Source organism: Streptomyces sp. NBC_00569, from assembly GCF_036345255.1.
In the GTDB taxonomy this organism is placed as follows: Bacteria; Actinomycetota; Actinomycetes; order Streptomycetales; family Streptomycetaceae; genus Streptomyces.
The window spans coordinates 3,082,333-3,098,127 of the sequence record NZ_CP107783.1 but is presented as its reverse complement, the minus strand read 5'-3'; the positions used below and the strand labels follow the sequence as shown (position 1 = coordinate 3,098,127).

Below are 15,795 nucleotides of genomic sequence, written 5' to 3'. Positions count from 1 at the left end.
CGGGTACGGCCGATCGCGTGATGTACAACGCACAGCCCGGGCGCCGCGCGCCAAGGCGGAACATTAGACTCGACAGGCCCGGCAAAAGCTCGATCAGTTCTATCGCAAGGAGGCACGGGTGCCGCTGCTGACCCGCATCACGGGACCGCGCGATCTGGACCGGCTCAGCCTGGACCAGCTGGACCAGCTGGCCGGCGAGATCCGGACCTTCCTGGTCGACGCGGTATCCAAGACCGGCGGCCACCTCGGCCCCAACCTCGGCGTCGTCGAACTCACCATCGCGTTGCACCGCGTGTTCGACTCGCCGAAGGACCGGGTGCTCTTCGACACCGGTCACCAGTCCTACGTGCACAAGCTGCTCACCGGACGTCAGGACTTCGCCAAGCTGCGCACCAGGGGCGGCCTGTCCGGCTACCCCTCGCGCGCCGAGTCCGACCACGACGTGATCGAGAACTCGCACGCCTCCACGGTCCTCGGCTGGGCCGACGGCCTCGCCAAGGCGAACGAGGTGCGCGGCAAGGACGACCACGTCGTCGCCGTGATCGGCGACGGAGCGCTCACGGGTGGCATGGCCTGGGAGGCCCTGAACAACATCGCGGCCGCCAAGGACCGCCCCCTCGTGATCGTCGTCAACGACAACGAGCGCTCGTACGCCCCCACCATCGGCGGCCTCGCCAACCACCTGGCCACCCTGCGCACGACGGACGGCTACGAGCGGTTCCTGGCCCGCGGCAAGGACCTCCTGGAGCGCACCCCGGTCGTCGGCAGGCCGCTCTACGAGACCCTGCACGGCGCCAAGAAGGGCCTCAAGGACTTCATCGCCCCGCAGGGCATGTTCGAGGACCTCGGCCTGAAGTACGTCGGCCCCATCGACGGCCACGACATCGAGGCCCTGGAGTCGGCCCTGGCCCGCGCCAAGCGGTTCGGCGGACCGGTCATCGTGCACTGCCTCACCGAGAAGGGCCGCGGCTACAAGCCCGCCGAGCAGGACGAGGCCGACCGCTTCCACGGCATCGGCCCGATCCACCCGGACACCGGCCTGCCCATCAAGGCCTCGGCCGCCAGCTGGACGTCCGTCTTCGGCGACGAGATGGTCAAGCTCGGCCACGACCGCGAGGACATCGTCGCGATCACCGCCGCGATGCTCCAGCCCGTCGGCCTGAAGAAGTTCGCCGACGCGTTCCCGGACCGCATCTACGACGTCGGCATCGCCGAGCAGCACGCCGCCACCTCGGCCGCGGGTCTCGCCACCGGCGGGGTGCACCCGGTCTTCGCGGTCTACGCGACGTTCCTCAACCGCGCCTTCGACCAGGTCCTCATGGACGTCGCGCTGCACAAGTGCGGTGTCACCTTCGTCCTGGACCGGGCCGGCGTCACGGGTGACGACGGCGCCTCGCACAACGGCATGTGGGACATGTCCATGCTCCAGGTCGTCCCCGGGCTGCGCCTGGCCGCCCCGCGCGACGCCGAGCAGTTGCGCGCCCAGCTGCGCGAGGCCGTCCAGGTCGACGACGCGCCGACCGTCGTCCGCTACTCGAAGGGCGTCGTCGGACCCGCGGTCCCGGCCGTCGGCAAGGTCGGTGCCATGGACGTGCTGCGCAGGCCGTCCGCGGCCAAGCCGGACGTGCTGCTGGTCTCCGTCGGGGCGCTCGCCCCGATGTGCCTGGAGATCGCCGGGCTCCTCGACAAGCAGGGCATCACCACGACCGTCGTCGACCCGCGCTGGGTCAAGCCGGTCGACGAGGCGCTCGCGCCGCTCGCCGAGCAGCACCGCGTCGTCGTCACCGTCGAGGACAACTCCCGTGTGGGAGGCGTGGGTTCGGCCGTCGCGCAGGCCCTGCGCGACGCGGGCGTCGACGTACCGCTGCGTGACTTCGGCATCCCGCCGCGCTTCCTCGACCACGCCTCGCGCAAGGAGGTCATGGCCGAGATCGGCCTCACGGCCCCCGACATCGCACGTCAGGTCACCGGTCTGGTCGCCAAGCTGGACGGCCGCTTCGAGCGCGCGACGGCCACCGACGCGGTGGAGCCCGCGCGCGACTGACCCCCTCACAGGCTGCTCCATGGGCCGGTCCCGCCACCCCGCAAGGGTGGTGGGACCGGCCCATTCGCGTGAATGCGTCCGTGCCGGGGCATACGGAGCGAAAGCCCCCTCGATCATGTCGAGGACGACAATGCGTGGGAGGTACGACCGTGAGCAGCACCCTCTTCAGGACGAAGAAGGTCGAACAGTCGATCTTGGACACTGAGGAGCCGGAGCACGCACTCAAGAAGTCGCTGTCCGCTCTGGACCTCACCGTCTTCGGTGTCGGTGTCATCATCGGCACCGGCATCTTCGTCCTCACGGGCAAGGTCGCCAAGGAGAACGCGGGCCCCTCGGTGGCCCTGGCCTTCATCGTGGCCGGCGTCGTCTGCGGCCTGGCCGCGCTGTGCTACGCGGAGTTCGCGTCCACCGTCCCGGTCGCCGGATCCGCGTACACCTTCTCGTACGCGTCACTGGGCGAACTCCCCGCATGGATCATCGGCTGGGACCTGGTCCTCGAGTTCGCGCTCGGCACGGCGGTGGTCGCCGTCGGCTGGTCGGGCTACGTGCGCTCGCTCCTCGACAACGCCGGCTGGCATCTGCCCGTGTCGCTGAGCGGGCGGGACGGGGCCACGGGGTTCGGCTTCGACATCCTCGCCGCCGCCCTGGTCCTGGTGCTCACCGTCATCCTCGTCCTGGGGATGAAGCTCTCCGCCCGCGTCACGTCGGTCGTCGTCGCCATCAAGGTGGCCGTCGTCCTCATCGTGATCATCGCGGGGGCCTTCTTCATCACGGCCGACAACTACAAGCCCTTCATCCCGAAGGCGCAGGCGCAGGAGGCGGGCAGCAGCCTCCAGTCCCCGCTCGTGCAGCTGATGTTCGGCTACACGCCGACCGACTTCGGCGTCATGGGCATCTTCACCGCCGCCTCCGTCGTCTTCTTCGCCTTCATCGGCTTCGACGTCGTGGCCACCGCCGCCGAGGAGACGAAGAACCCGCAGCGGGACATGCCGCGCGGCATCCTCGGCTCCCTGATCATCTGCACCACGCTCTACGTGGCGGTGTCGATCGTCGTCACGGGCATGCAGAGGTACAGCGAGCTGTCCATCGACGCCCCGCTCGCGGACGCCTTCAAGGCGACCGGGCACCCCTGGTACGCGGGTGTCATCAGTTTCGGCGCCGCGGTCGGCCTGACGACGGTCTGCCTGATCCTCCTCCTGGGCCAGACCCGGGTGTTCTTCGCGATGAGCCGTGACGGGCTGCTGCCCCGCTTCTTCTCCGTCGTCCACCCGAGGTTCAAGACCCCGTACCGGCCGACCATCCTGCTCGGCGGGATCATTGCGATCCTGGCCGGGTTCACCAGCCTCAGCGAGCTCGCGGAACTGGTGAACATCGGCACGCTGTTCGCGTTCGTCGTCGTCGCGCTCGGCGTCGTCATCCTGCGCCGCACCCGCCCCGACCTGCCCCGCGCCTTCCGCACCCCCCTGGTGCCGTTCATCCCGATCCTGTCGGTGCTCGCGTCCCTGTGGCTGATGCTGAACCTGCCCGCGGAGACCTGGCTGCGCTTCGCCGCCTGGATGGTGATCGGCATCATCGTGTACTTCGTGTACGGGCGCTCGCACAGCCGGCTGGGACGGCAGGAGGAGGCGGGCGTGCAGTAGGGGGACGCGGTGCCCCGGACGGGCCTGACGCTCGGTCAGCCGCCCTGCGCCGGGGACTTCTTGGCGGACTCGGGGATCTCGCCGCCCGTACGGATCGCCTTCCACAACTGCGTGGCCTGGGGCTCGGCGGCCACCACGCGGTTGGGGTCCGCGGTGTCGTAGCGCACCGGCAGCATGATCGTCTCCATGGTGGCCGGGTCGACGCCGTGCATGCTGCGGCTGAACTCGGCCAGGGACTTCAACGACGCGAGGTCGGAGTCGGTGGTCAGCGACGAGGTGAGGCTGTCCGCGATCTTGAACGTCTTCGTCGGGCTGCCCAGCAGGTCCTGCTTCTTGACCTCGCCGAGCAGCGCGATCATGAACTGCTGCTGGAGGCCGATGCGCCCGAGGTCGCTGCCGTCGCCGATGCCGTGGCGGGTCCGCACGAAGGCCAGCGACTGGGTGCCGTTCAACTTGTGGGTGCCCGCGCTCAGTTCGAGGCCGCTGGACTTGTCGTGGATCGGCTTGTCGACGGTCACGGTGACGCCGCCTATCGCGTCCACGAGTCCCTTGAACCCGGAGAAGTCGATCTCCATGAAGTGGTCCATGCGGACCCCGGACATGTCCTCGACGGTCTTGACCACACAGGCCGGACCGGCGAGCGAGTACACGGAGTTGAACATGACGCGCTTGGCCGAGGGGATCTTGGAGCCGTCCGACTTGGTGCACTCGGGGCGGGTCACGAGGGTGTCCCGGGGGATGCTGACGGCGGTGGCCCGCGTGCGGCCCTCCGGTATGTGCATCACCAGCGCGGTGTCGGAGCGGGCGCCCGCGACCTTGCCGGTGCCCAGGTCCGCGTTGTCCCCGGCGCGTGAGTCCGAACCGAGGACCAGGATGTTCTGACCGCTGGTCGGGAGCTTCTCGGGACGGTTGTCGCCTATCGCCTTGTCGAGGTCGACCCCGCTGATGTTGCCGTTGAGATCGCTGTACAGCCAGTAACCCGTACCGCCGACGACGAGCGCGAGGACGAGCAGGGACAGGAGCACGATCCTGCCGGTCCGGCGCTTCTTCGGAGCCTTGCGGCTGCGCTTGCCGGGCGAGCTCCGGCGGGACGGCGGCACAGCGGTGCTCAGGTCATGGCTCATCGCGGGGTGTCCTCGCAACTAGTGCCCGATGGGCAGGGGCAGCAGACAGACCCAGGAGAACCGGGTCTGTGCCGCGCGGCTGACGCTTGGTTGGGACTGAACTATAGACATGTACTCGAAAACTCTTATGAGTGAAGTGCCCGGTTGGTCAGGGGAGCTGGGGCCGAGCGGGGCCGTCCCGGCGCGCTTCCGAACCCGCCGGAATGGCCGCCACCTGTGACTTTTGCCGAGTCGAGCGAACAGGGGGACGGTCGTTCGTACAGGCATATGATGTGTCGAATTCTGGAATGATCTGTGAACGCCGGGCTCGGCGCGGGAGGGGACGGCACACATGCGCGGTAGAGGTGCGCAGACGGTGGACCGGCGGACCCGATCCGGCGTCGACGTCGAGGAGCGGCCCCGGGCGGCATCCGCGGCGTCGGCCACGGGGTCGTGGCTGCTGCGGGGGAACGACGACCGTCTCGCGGTGTACGCGCTCGTCGACGGCGGCGTGAACCGCTGGACGGAGACCGCCGTCGGCAGCGGGCGCTGGACCCGGCCGGACTTCTTCCCCGTCGCGGGACTGACCTCCCTCACCGTCGCCCAGGGCGCGAACCGCTATGCGCACTTCCTCGGCCGCAGGGAGAAGCGGCCGAGCGGCGGCGCCGCGAAGGTCGACCTGCTCTACGCCGTGCAGTACCAGTCGGGACGGACGCTGGGGGAGTGGCGTTCCCTGGGCAACCCGTACCGCGAGGCGAGGGACGCGGCGACGCTCGGAGACCCCGCCGCCGCCGTCGACGGACAGGGCACCGTCCATGTCTTCGTCTCGGGCGGAGCCGGTGGCGTCATGCTGCGCCGGGAGTCCAGGAGCGGGGCGTGGGAGGCGTGGCAGGACCTGCGCGGCGGTGAGGTCGTGGGCGGACCCGCCGCCGCGGCGACCTCTGCCGGACTGGTCGAACTCCTCGCGCCGGGGCGCAGGTCGGTGATGCGCTGGGTGCAGATGGAGCAGGGTGCGGACCTGCGCCGTGCGCAGGACCTCATGCCTGCCCCGGTGCCCGGTTCGGCAGCGCTCCTGGAGACCGGCCCCGGGGTCTTCACCGCGTACTGGAGCGAGCAGAGCGGGACGGGCGTCTACGCGCAACGGCCCGGCGAATGGGCATTCCCCGTGGGCGGAGCCCCGGGGGAGGGACCCCATTCCACGCTCCGCGCGTTCGTCGACGGTTACGACTGCACGGTTCTGGCCCACCAGGGGCACGCGGGAACGGCCGTGCTCGGCGTCTGCGGCACCGGTGGCGAATCCGCCGGACTGTGGTGGACCGACACAGGAGTGACCTGTGCGGGCACTCCCGCTCTGGCGCTGGACGGGCGGGGGCGGGTCGTCATGGCGGCGGTCGCGACGGACGGCAGCGTTCTGGTGAGCCGGCAGCGTCCGGAGCCCGGGCTCACCCTGTCCGACTGGGACCGCCTGCCCGGCAATTGAGCCTTCCTCTACACCAAATTCCACTGCATGGCTAGGCCTGAAAAAGGTTGTACCGCCCCAAAGTGATGATCCTCACTCGCTAGGTGACGCTTAGTTGAAGCCTTGACCTGTACTTTAGGTAAAGGTCGTGTGAGAGTCCGGTGAATGCCCGGTAAGCGGGTCGTCGCGGTGGCGCAAGTGCCACGAGCCCGGGGGACGGGGCTGCAAAGTGGGGACGGTGGTTGCCTCGTGGGTGGGTCGGACAACCCTGAATCCGGTGCGCTGGTTTCGGCATACCGGTCCGCGGTCCCGGTCGGCGCCCGGCAGCGCATCGTCCGCGGTGTACCGACCCCGGTCCGCAAGGCCGTGAAGTCCTCGCTCAATGTGGCCGACACCGTCCGCTCCGCGACAGTCGTCTGGGCCATGGGGGGCAAGCGCAGGGCTCCCCGCCACAGCGCCGCCTACAGTCAGCGCGTCGTCCGTGTCGGGCGCCGCCACATGCGTGCGCTGACCGTCGCCGGTGCCACGGACTGGGCGGCTCGGGCCCGCAACCTGAACATCGTCGTCTCGGTCCTGGACGCGGCCGGCATCGACTACTTCTGCGTGCGGGGTACGGCCAACGGGCTGCCCGCCGTGGCCATCCCCGCCACATCCCGCCCGGCCGCCGAGGAAGTGCTCCAGCTGGCCTTCGAGCAGGCACCCGGCTACGTCGGTCCGGCCGGCGGCGACGAGGCGCGGATGGAGCCCGGCGACGACGAGCGGTCATGGCGCGCGCTGCGCAAGAACAAGGTGCTGCGGGTCGCTTGGTACGTGTGCGACCCGACGCAGCAGCTCGTCTTCGGCGCGGCCGCCGGCTGTGACCTCGAAGTGTGGGCCGAGCGTGAGGGGGAGCTGAGGGCCCCCCGCGCCAACCGGGTCATCGACGCCGTCCCGGTGGACGCCCCCCGCAAGTCGGCTCCCCAGCGACTCTTCAGCCCCATACCTCCCGCGTACCACACGGGCGATGCCCGCACGCTGCCCGAGTTCTCCGTCCAGCTCCCCGAGGACCACCAGTTCCCCATCGACGTCGTCTACACCTGGGTCGACGACTCGGACCCCGTCTGGCGGGCGCAGCGCGACCGGATGCGCCAGGGGTTCTCCGGGGACGAGCTGCACGAGCAGGCGGCCAACGACGCGCGGTACACCAGCCGTGACGAGTTGCGCTATTCGCTGCGGTCGCTCCATCAGAACGCGCCCTGGGTGCGCAACATCCACCTCGTGACGGCGGGGCAGGTCCCGTCCTGGCTCAACGCCCGGCACCCGAACCTCCGGGTGGTGGACCACCGGGAGATCTTCTCCAACCCCGCCGCCCTGCCCACGTTCAACTCCCATGCCATCGAGAGCCAGCTGCACCACATCCCCGGGCTCTCGGAGTGCTTCCTCTACCTGAACGACGACGTGTTCTTCGGGCGGCCGGTGACGCCCGCGCACTTCTTCCACCCGAACGGCATCACCAAGTTCTTCACGTCGCCCGCACTGATACCCGGCGGCGGAATCGCCTCGACCGATCTTCCCGTCAACGCCGCCGGGAAGAACAGCCGCTGGCTCATCGCCCAGAAATTCGGCACCGCCATTTCCCAGAAGATGAAGCACACACCGCACGCGCTGCGCGGGAGTGTGCTCCAGGAGATCGAGGAGACCTTCACGCAGGAGCACGCCGCGACCCAGCACTCGCGCTTCCGCTCCCCCGGTGACGTCCCGATCGCCTCGTCGCTGCACCACTACTTCGCCTACCACTCCGCGCGGGCGACCGTGGGCGACATCCAGTACCGGTACATCGACCTCTCGGCCGACCTCGCCGAGCGGCGACTGAACACGCTCCTCGCCCATCGGAACATGGACACCTTCTGCCTCAACGACACGGTCGAATCCGCCGATCCCGAGCGGCAGAAGGAAATGCTGGCGAGTTTCCTCGACGCGTACTTCCCGGTGCCGAGCCCTTACGAAGTCCCGGAACACGTCAACATTCTCGAACAGAGCGCGGATCTCGACGAACTCGTGAAGGCCGCCGACCGATGAGATCTCCGTCCCCCGTCGCACCGTCCGCGAATGGGTCCTGCCGAGCATGAATTCCTATGACGTCACGCTGGTCGTGCCGGTCTACAACGTGGAGCAGTACCTCCAGGAGTGCCTGGACTCCATCGAGGCGCAGACCGTCTTCGAGCGCTGCGAGGTCATCCTCGTCGACAACGGCAGCAGCGACGGTTCGTACCGGCTCTGCGCGGACTTCGCCCTTCGGCATGCCAACGCCACGGTGCTCGTGCGCCACGGGGGCGGCGCCGGAGCGGCGCGCAACCTCGGGATGGACCGCGCGACCGGTGCGCGCATCACGTTCTGCGACTCCGACGACGTGCTGCCGCCCACCGCTCTCGAACGCATGCTGGACGCGTCGCTCACCACCGGCGCTCAGGTCGTCGTGGGCGCGATGGAGACGTTCCCCAAGCCGACCCGCTGGGCCTGGAAGGACCACTTCGGAAAGGGCGACCGGACGTTCGCGAGCGTTGCCGAGGCGCCCGAGCTGGTGCACAGCGCGAGCGCCTGCAACAAGCTCTTCGACCTGTCCTATCTGCGTGCTCACCGCATCCGCTTCGCGGAGGGCGTCCACTTCGAGGACGCCTACGTCGGCGTCACCGCCCTCGTTCTCGCCACCCGACTCGCCCTGGTCGACGCGTGCGTCTACAAGTACCGCAAGCGCGCCGCCGGGAACTCGACCATGGACGCCATCTGGACCCGGCGGCAGAACTACTGGGACCACCTCCAACTGGTGGAGTACCTGCACGGACTGGGAGCGTCCGTCCCCGCACCGTCCCGGGCCGTGCTCGACCTCTTCCTCGTACGGAGTTACCAGGGCTTCGCGCTGCGGGCGCCCGACCTCTTCCAGGGGGCGGAGCTGGAGGAGATCTACGGGCGGTGCCGCGCCGTCTACTGGAACGTCTCCCCCGACGTGGTCGTCGCGGCCACGGCCGACGGTCGCCACCGGGTGGCCTACCACGCCTTCATCACCGGGGACTTCGGCCTCTTCGCCGACCGGGCGGCCAGGCTGCACCGGCTCTCGGTGCGCGACGGCCGGCCCCACTTCGCCGACAAGGTGCCGGACGGGCTGTCGTCGCTGGTCGAAGCCACGCCCTTCACTGCCCATGTGGAGCACGTCCGCCGCCTGCCCGGCACCAGGATGCTGCGCGTCTCCGGCCGGTTCGAGGTCTGCGGGATGCCGCTGGTCCGGCCGCTGCACGGCCGGCTCGGCCTGCGCGTGCGGGGGAGCCGCCTCAGCGCGCCCGCCACGCAGGTCCGCCGGCGCGACATGAAGAACCTGCGGCCCGACACGGAGTGGGGCGGCTTCACCGCCGACCTGCCCCTCGACGCCCTGCGGCCGGGCGTGCACGATCTCGAATTCGTCCTCGACGCCGAGGGTGGCCAGACGGTCACCCCGTGCCTGGTCGCAGCGGGCTACCTGCGCGGGGCGCGCGTCGTACGGCACCGGAGGACGAGGGTGGTGCCGCACTGGCGGGGGAGCAACCGGGCGATCCTCATGGTCTTCGGCTCCTCGCGCGGGCTCGCCCAGCGCATCCGTGGCGGCCTGCTCGCCAAGGACGCCAAGCACGTGCTGCGCAGACGGCCGTTCTGGAAGCAGCGGCTCGCCCGCCTGCTCACGAAGCCACTGTTCCTCGGCAGGGAGATCCGGCTGTTCGGCGAGCGCGGAGACACCGCGCAGGACAACGGCTGGCACCTCTTCCGCCACGAGCGCACCGCCGGGAAGCGCCGCGGGGCGTACTACGTCATCCGGGCCGGCAGTCCCGACCGTGCGCACCTGGCGGGCCTCGGGCATGTCGTCGCGCACAGTTCCTGGAAGCACAAGCTGCTGATGCTGCACGCGTCCGCACTGATCAACGCGTACGACATCGACACCTACATGCTCCCCGACGGCTGGGACCGGACCCGCTATCTCAAGCACCTGAACTGGCGGGTGGGCGCCCGCCGGGTGTTCCTCCAGCACGGCGTGACGGACAAGGACGTCAGCAAGGGCCTGCACCGCAACCGCACGGGCGTCGATCTCATTCTCGCGGTGAGCCGGCACGAGGGGGAGTTCCTGTCGGCCGAACTCGGCTACGAGGGGCAGGTGGCGGTCACCGGCTTCCCGCGCTTCGACGCGCTGGTACCCGACCGCGGCGGGCGCCGCATCCTGTTCATGCCGACGTGGCGCGCCTACCTGACCGTCCCCTCGTACAGCCGTGACGGCGGTGGCGGCGAGGCGAAGCGAGCCATGCAGGACCGTTTCCTCGCCTCCAGCTACCGGGACTTCATGGTCCGTTTCCTGAACGACCCGAACCTCCTGGCCGCGCTGGAACGGTACGGCTACACCCTGGACTTCCTGCCGCACTACGAAATGCGCGCGGTGGTGGGCGAGATGGCGCCGGGCCACGAGCGGGTCCGCATCATCGACCAGAACGAGATCAGCGTGCAGGACGCGATGCGCCGATGCGATCTCTTCATCACCGACTGGTCTTCCACCGCCTTCGACGTCGCCTACCTCGGAACTCCCCTTGTCTACGCGCAGTTCGACGCCGAGGAGTACTGGGACGGGCATTACCGAAAAGGGTATTTCGACGCCCACCGTGACGGCTTCGGACCGGTCGGGGAATCCGTCGAGGACGTGGTGGGCGAAGTGGTGCGCTACGTGCAGCGCGGCTGCGAAAGAGAACCTGAATACCTGCGCAGGGTCGAGAAGTTCTTCGAGCACCAAGACCAGCAGAACAACGTGAGGGCGTCGGAAGCGATCGACCGTCTCGTTCGGGGGCTGAATCATTGATGTGGCGTGTCAGGAGGAAGTATGTCTCAAGCCGGCCGTGACGTGACCGTCGTCGTGCCGTTCCGCGATGTCCAGAATTTCTTCTCCGAATTCCTGGCCTCGGTGGCGGCACAGACGGCCTTCTCGCGTGCACACGTGATACTCGTCGACAACGGCAGCACCGATCACTCGGTGGGTATCGCGAGTGAGTTCGCCGCTCTGTATCCCAACGTCGACCTGGTCGCGCAGCCGCACGGAAGAGCCGGCGACGCGCGGAACACGGGTATGGACATGGCCGCGACGCCGTACATCGTCTTCTGGGACGCCGACGACATCGTTCCCGAGCGGTCCCTGGAAGTTCTGCGGAACACCATCGTCAAGACCCGGGCCACTGTCGTCGTGGGCCGCGAGAAGCAGGTCCCGAAGCCCGTCAAGGCGCCGTGGCACAAGTACTTCGGCAAGAACGTCAAGACGGTGGACAGCGTCGTCGACATCCCCGACCTGATCCACTCGGCGTCCTGCTGGAACAAGATCTTCGACCTCGACCTGCTGCGCTCCCAGGGCATCCGGTTCGGCACCGCCACGGCCTTCGAGGACGCCTACGTGTCGATCCCCGCTCTGCTCCTGGCCGAGCGCATCTCGCTGGTCGACTCCCCCGTCTACGAGTACCGCAGGCGCGGCGACGGCACGTCCGTCATGGACACCCTCTGGGACCTCCCGCAGAACTACGCCGACCAGCTGGTGATGCTGGAGTACCTCGCGGCGATGCGCGAGCAGCTGACGCCGTACCAGCAGGAGACGCTGGAGAGGTTCCTCATCCGCAGCATGCAGGGCTTCCTGCTGCGGGCCCCGCGGGTCCTCAGCGAATCCGAGTGCCGGCAGCTCTTCGAGCGGTGCCGCGCGCTGTACTGGGGCATCACCTCCGAGTCCATCGCCCGCAGCACGAACGACACCCGGCACCGGCTTCCCTATCTCGCGCTGCACTTCGGGGACTTCGACCTCTTCTACCGCCCGGCCGCCGTCCTCGGCCCGATCTTCGGTCGTGAGGCGGACCTCTACGTCGACTACCCGGGCACGTCCTGGGCGCTGCCGCTCACGAAGGTCACCTCGGTTCCGGCCCGCATCGAGGGAATCTCCGCCGGCGACGGCGGGAGCGCGGTCGTCCACGGGCGGTTCTCGGTGAACGGGATTCCCGACGAACTGCTGGAGAAGATCGAACTGCAGGTCTGGTTCGAGCGGAGCGGCAAGACCCTTCCGGCGGTGAACCACGGGCAGGTCCACGACCAGGCCGGTCAGGGGGGAGCCGCCTTCAGCGTCACCCTCGACCCCCGGGAGTTCCCGGCCGGCACCTTCCCCGTACGGCTGGTGCTGTGCACCCGGGGCAGGAACGTCTCGCGGCCGTGCGGTGTGTCCCCGGGCGTTGTCCAGCAGCCCCCGGTGGCCGGTTTCCACGGCCTGACGCGCATCGCCGCCGAGGGCTCGGACGCCCGCCTCGTCATCGAGTCCACGCAAGCCTGATCAACATCCGCTCCAGAGATGGGGTATTCGGCAGAAAACAGGAGTCATAAGTGTTCGATCCCGTCTACGACGTCGCCGTCGTCGTCCCCGTCTTCAACGTGGAGAGATATCTCCAGGAGTGCCTGGACTCGCTGGCGCGCCAGACGATATTCGACCGCTGCCAGGTGATTCTCGTCGACAACGGCAGCAGCGACAGCTCGCCTGCCATCGCCGCGGGATTCGCCGCCCAGCACCAGAACGTATGGGCGTTCGTCCACCCCACGGGGAAGGCCGGCGGCGCCCGTAACGCGGGAATGGACCTGGTCAGTTCCCGTTACATCACGTTCTGCGACTCCGACGACGTACTGCCCGAGGACGCCCTCGAAGTCATGTGGCGGACCGCGGTGAAGGAGCGCGTGCCGCTCACCATCGGACGTATGGAGACGTTCCCGGAGGCGACCAACTGGCCCTGGCTCCGCTACTTCGGGGCGAATGTCCAGGTGCATCCCGGTATCGAGAACATTCCGGAGATGATTCACGGCGGAAGCGCCTGCCACAAACTCTTCGACGTCGAGTTCATCCGCGCGAACAACATCCGGTTCCGCGAAGGCGTGCACTTCGAGGACGCGTTCTTCTCGGTTCCCGCCATGCTGCTCGCGGACCGCATCGCGATGGTGCCCAGCACGGTCTACCAGTACCGCAAGCGCGCCGCCGAGGACTCCACGATGGACAAGCTGTGGGAGCGCAAGGCGAACTACTGGGACCACCTCCTGCTGGAGGAGTACCTGATGACGCTCCGCCACCGCCTCTCCGGCCACCGGCAGGAGGTCCTCAACCGGTTCCTGGTGCGCAGCTACCAGGGCTTCGCCCTGCGCGCGCCGCAGGTCATGGAGGAGCAGGAGCTGTTCCAGCTCTTCACGCGGGCCCGCGCCGTCTACACCCAGCTGACGCCCGACGCGGTCATGACGTCCACCCACGACACCCGCCACCGGGTCCCGTTCCTCGCGATGTACATGAACTGGTTCGAGCTCTTCGCCCGCCGGGAGCAGGCGATCACCGGTGTGTACGGGCGGGCCGGTGACCTCTACCTCGACCTCTCGGTGCCGAGCGCGCTGCTCCCGCTGACCAAGGTCTCCTCCACCAGCGTGCACGTGGAACGCATCCAGGAGGACCCCGAGTCCGACGGGATCGTCGTGGCCGGCCGCTTCGTGCTCAACGGACTGCCGATGAACCGGCCCATGCGCAACCCCATGCAGCTGTGGCCGGAGACGAGCGGCCAGATGGTGACCGCGCGGCAGGTGTGGCGCAGCGACCTGAAGGCGACCCGTGACGATCTCGAATGGGGCGGATTCGAGGCGGTGGTCCCCGTAGGGGCCATCAAGGACGGCGAGTTCCCGCTGAAGCTGGTGTTCTGCACCTCCGGTCGTGACGTCTCCCGCCCGTGCATGACCACCACCGCGATGCTGCGCAGCGCCCGCGGCATGAACGTCGGGGGCCGCTGGGTCCTGCCGATGTCGAAGGGCAAGGACAACGCCGTTCTGCTCGTCCGGGAGGTCCAGGGCAAGGGAAGGGGAGCCGACAAGGACTGGGAGGAGTTCCTCCAGGGCATGGACGAGGACCAGAAGAAGCGCAAGGCGCCCTTCTGGCGGGCCCGCGCCATCCGGCGCGCCACGCTCAGGTTCTTCCGCCGCAAGGAGATCTGGCTGATCGCCGAGCGCAGGGACACCGCACAGGACAACAGCCTGCACCTGTTCAGGTACCTGCGTACGCACGAGCGCCGCCGCAAGGCGTACTACGTCATCGACAAGGCGAGCGCGGACCGGGCCAAGCTGAAGCGCCTGGGGAACGTGGTGGCCCACAGCTCGTGGAAGCACAAGCTGCTGATGCTGCACGCGTCGCTGCTGATCAACGCCTATGACATCGACTCGTACATGCTCCCCGACGGCTGGGACCGCGGGCAGTACCTCAAGCACCTCAACTGGCGCGTGGGCGCCAAGCGGGTCTTCCTCCAGCACGGAGTCACCGACGAGGACGGCAGCAAGGCCCTGCACCGCAACAGGACCGGCGTGGACCTGGTGTTCGCCACCAGTGACCGGGAAGCCCAGTACTTCTCCGAGCACATGCACTACGGCGAGCAGGCGAAGGCGCTCGGCTTCCCGCGCTTCGACGCGCTCCAGCCGGACCGCGGCGGCCGCCGCATCCTCCTCATGCCCACCTGGCGCAAGTACCTGACGATCCCCTCCTACCTCCAGCAGGAGGGCGCCGACCAGGACGCCGTCAACGAGATCTTCCGCGAGTCGGCCTACCGGGACTTCGTGGTACGGCTGCTGCGCGACCCGAAGCTGATGGAGGCGCTGGAGTACTACGACTACACGCTCGACTTCCTGCCGCACTACGAGATGCGGAACATGATCGACGGAGTCGTCCCGGACCACCCCCGGGTGCAGCGCCTGGACCAGACGAAGGTCAGCGTCCAGACAGCCCTGCGCCAGTGCGACCTGTTCATCACGGACTGGTCCTCGGTCCACTTCGACATGGCCTACCTCGGCACGCCGCTCGTCTACGCCCGGTTCGACCCGGACGAGTACTGGGCGAAGCACGCCAGGAAGGGCTACTTCGAGGCGGAGCACGACGGGTTCGGGCCGGTGTGCGGCAATGTCGACGAGGTCGTGACCGAAGTGATCCGCTACCTCGGCAACGGGTGCGCGCGCGAGCCGGAGTACGACCGCAGGGCGCGGGCGTTCTTCGCCTTCGAGGACCGCGACAACTGCGTTCGCGCGACGGCCGCGATCGCGGAGCTCGCGGCGTCGGACGGCTAGGACGTGTCGCGGCGCGCGTGTCTCACGCGGGCCGCACCGTCCGGGGTCCCACGCAGGTGGCACCCAACTCGCCCACGCGGCGACGCAGTTCACGGTCGGCGGTCACCACGGTGCACGGCCCTCCGGCGGCGGCGACCAGTTCCACGACGCGGTCGTCGCCGCTTCCCGCCGCCGATTCGACCCGTACGCCCGGCACCGACCCCACCCCGCGCGCCGCGCCCTCGACGACGAGCACGATGTCGACGTCCTCGCGCTCGGCGTGGGCCACCAGACTGTCCCGCAGCCGTTCGGCCGCGCCCCGCCGGTCGCGCCACCACCCGTCGGGAACCGAACCGACGACATTGGCACCGTCGACGATCAGCAGCATGGTCATGGGGTCCCGCCCTTCTCCCGCACGAGCGTACCCAG

General features: G+C 68.8%; 9 protein-coding genes. 7 read left to right on the top strand and 2 right to left on the bottom strand.

Annotation, left to right across the window (positions count from 1 at the left end; all coding sequences use genetic code 11):
* The first annotated feature begins 118 nt into the window (after nt 1-118).
* Nucleotides 119-2,044: a 1-deoxy-D-xylulose-5-phosphate synthase gene (dxs, locus tag OHO83_RS13900; RefSeq protein ID WP_330279553.1), complete on the top strand. Its 1,926-nt coding sequence runs from the start codon at nt 119-121 to the stop codon at nt 2,042-2,044.
* A gap of 149 nt (nt 2,045-2,193) precedes the next feature.
* Nucleotides 2,194-3,684 carry an amino acid permease gene (locus tag OHO83_RS13895; protein WP_330279552.1) on the top strand — a complete coding sequence of 497 codons (1,491 nt, stop codon included), beginning with the start codon at nt 2,194-2,196 and terminating at the stop codon, nt 3,682-3,684.
* Nucleotides 3,685-3,719: 35 nt separating this feature from the next.
* Here OHO83_RS13895 and OHO83_RS13890 read toward each other — a convergent pair whose 3' ends face one another.
* The gene (locus tag OHO83_RS13890; RefSeq protein ID WP_266675030.1) at nt 3,720-4,808 is read right to left on the bottom strand and encodes an LCP family protein; all 1,089 of its coding nucleotides are present in this window, start codon (nt 4,806-4,808) and stop codon (nt 3,720-3,722) included.
* Nucleotides 4,809-5,139: 331 nt separating this feature from the next.
* On the opposite strand from OHO83_RS13890, the gene OHO83_RS13885 reads away from it, so the two are divergent.
* The 5 genes from OHO83_RS13885 (at nt 5,140) to OHO83_RS13865 (ending at nt 15,387) form a co-directional block, all read left to right on the top strand.
* On the top strand, nt 5,140-6,267 hold the full coding sequence (locus tag OHO83_RS13885; RefSeq protein ID WP_266675031.1) for a hypothetical protein: 1,128 nt from the start codon (nt 5,140-5,142) through the stop codon (nt 6,265-6,267).
* 228 nt (nt 6,268-6,495) lie between these two features.
* Nucleotides 6,496-8,304: a stealth family protein gene (locus tag OHO83_RS13880; RefSeq protein ID WP_266675032.1), complete on the top strand. Its 1,809-nt coding sequence runs from the start codon at nt 6,496-6,498 to the stop codon at nt 8,302-8,304.
* Nucleotides 8,305-8,350: 46 nt separating this feature from the next.
* Nucleotides 8,351-11,092 carry a bifunctional glycosyltransferase/CDP-glycerol:glycerophosphate glycerophosphotransferase gene (locus tag OHO83_RS13875; protein WP_330279551.1) on the top strand — a complete coding sequence of 914 codons (2,742 nt, stop codon included), beginning with the start codon at nt 8,351-8,353 and terminating at the stop codon, nt 11,090-11,092.
* Nucleotides 11,093-11,113: 21 nt separating this feature from the next.
* Nucleotides 11,114-12,589 (top strand): glycosyltransferase family 2 protein, encoded by a 1,476-nt coding sequence (locus OHO83_RS13870; RefSeq protein ID WP_266675034.1) that lies wholly within the window; start codon nt 11,114-11,116, stop codon nt 12,587-12,589.
* A gap of 50 nt (nt 12,590-12,639) precedes the next feature.
* The gene (locus tag OHO83_RS13865) at nt 12,640-15,387 is read left to right on the top strand and encodes a bifunctional glycosyltransferase/CDP-glycerol:glycerophosphate glycerophosphotransferase (protein WP_330279550.1); all 2,748 of its coding nucleotides are present in this window, start codon (nt 12,640-12,642) and stop codon (nt 15,385-15,387) included.
* A gap of 22 nt (nt 15,388-15,409) precedes the next feature.
* Here OHO83_RS13865 and OHO83_RS13860 read toward each other — a convergent pair whose 3' ends face one another.
* Nucleotides 15,410-15,760, bottom strand: a complete 351-nt coding sequence (locus tag OHO83_RS13860; protein WP_330279549.1) for an NTP pyrophosphohydrolase — start codon at nt 15,758-15,760, stop codon at nt 15,410-15,412.
* Nucleotides 15,761-15,795: the final 35 nt, after the last annotated feature.

Excerpts from the sequence above, each read along its gene's own strand:
- OHO83_RS13890 (WP_266675030.1), bottom strand. The coding sequence starts at position 4,808 with ATGAGCCATGACCTGAGCACCGCTGTGCCGCCGTCCCGCCGGAGCTCG.
- OHO83_RS13885 (WP_266675031.1), top strand. The coding sequence starts at position 5,140 with ATGCGCGGTAGAGGTGCGCAGACGGTGGACCGGCGGACCCGATCCGGC.
- OHO83_RS13875 (WP_330279551.1), top strand. The coding sequence starts at position 8,351 with ATGAATTCCTATGACGTCACGCTGGTCGTGCCGGTCTACAACGTGGAG.
- OHO83_RS13870 (WP_266675034.1), top strand. The coding sequence starts at position 11,114 with ATGTCTCAAGCCGGCCGTGACGTGACCGTCGTCGTGCCGTTCCGCGAT.
- OHO83_RS13860 (WP_330279549.1), bottom strand. The coding sequence starts at position 15,760 with ATGACCATGCTGCTGATCGTCGACGGTGCCAATGTCGTCGGTTCGGTT.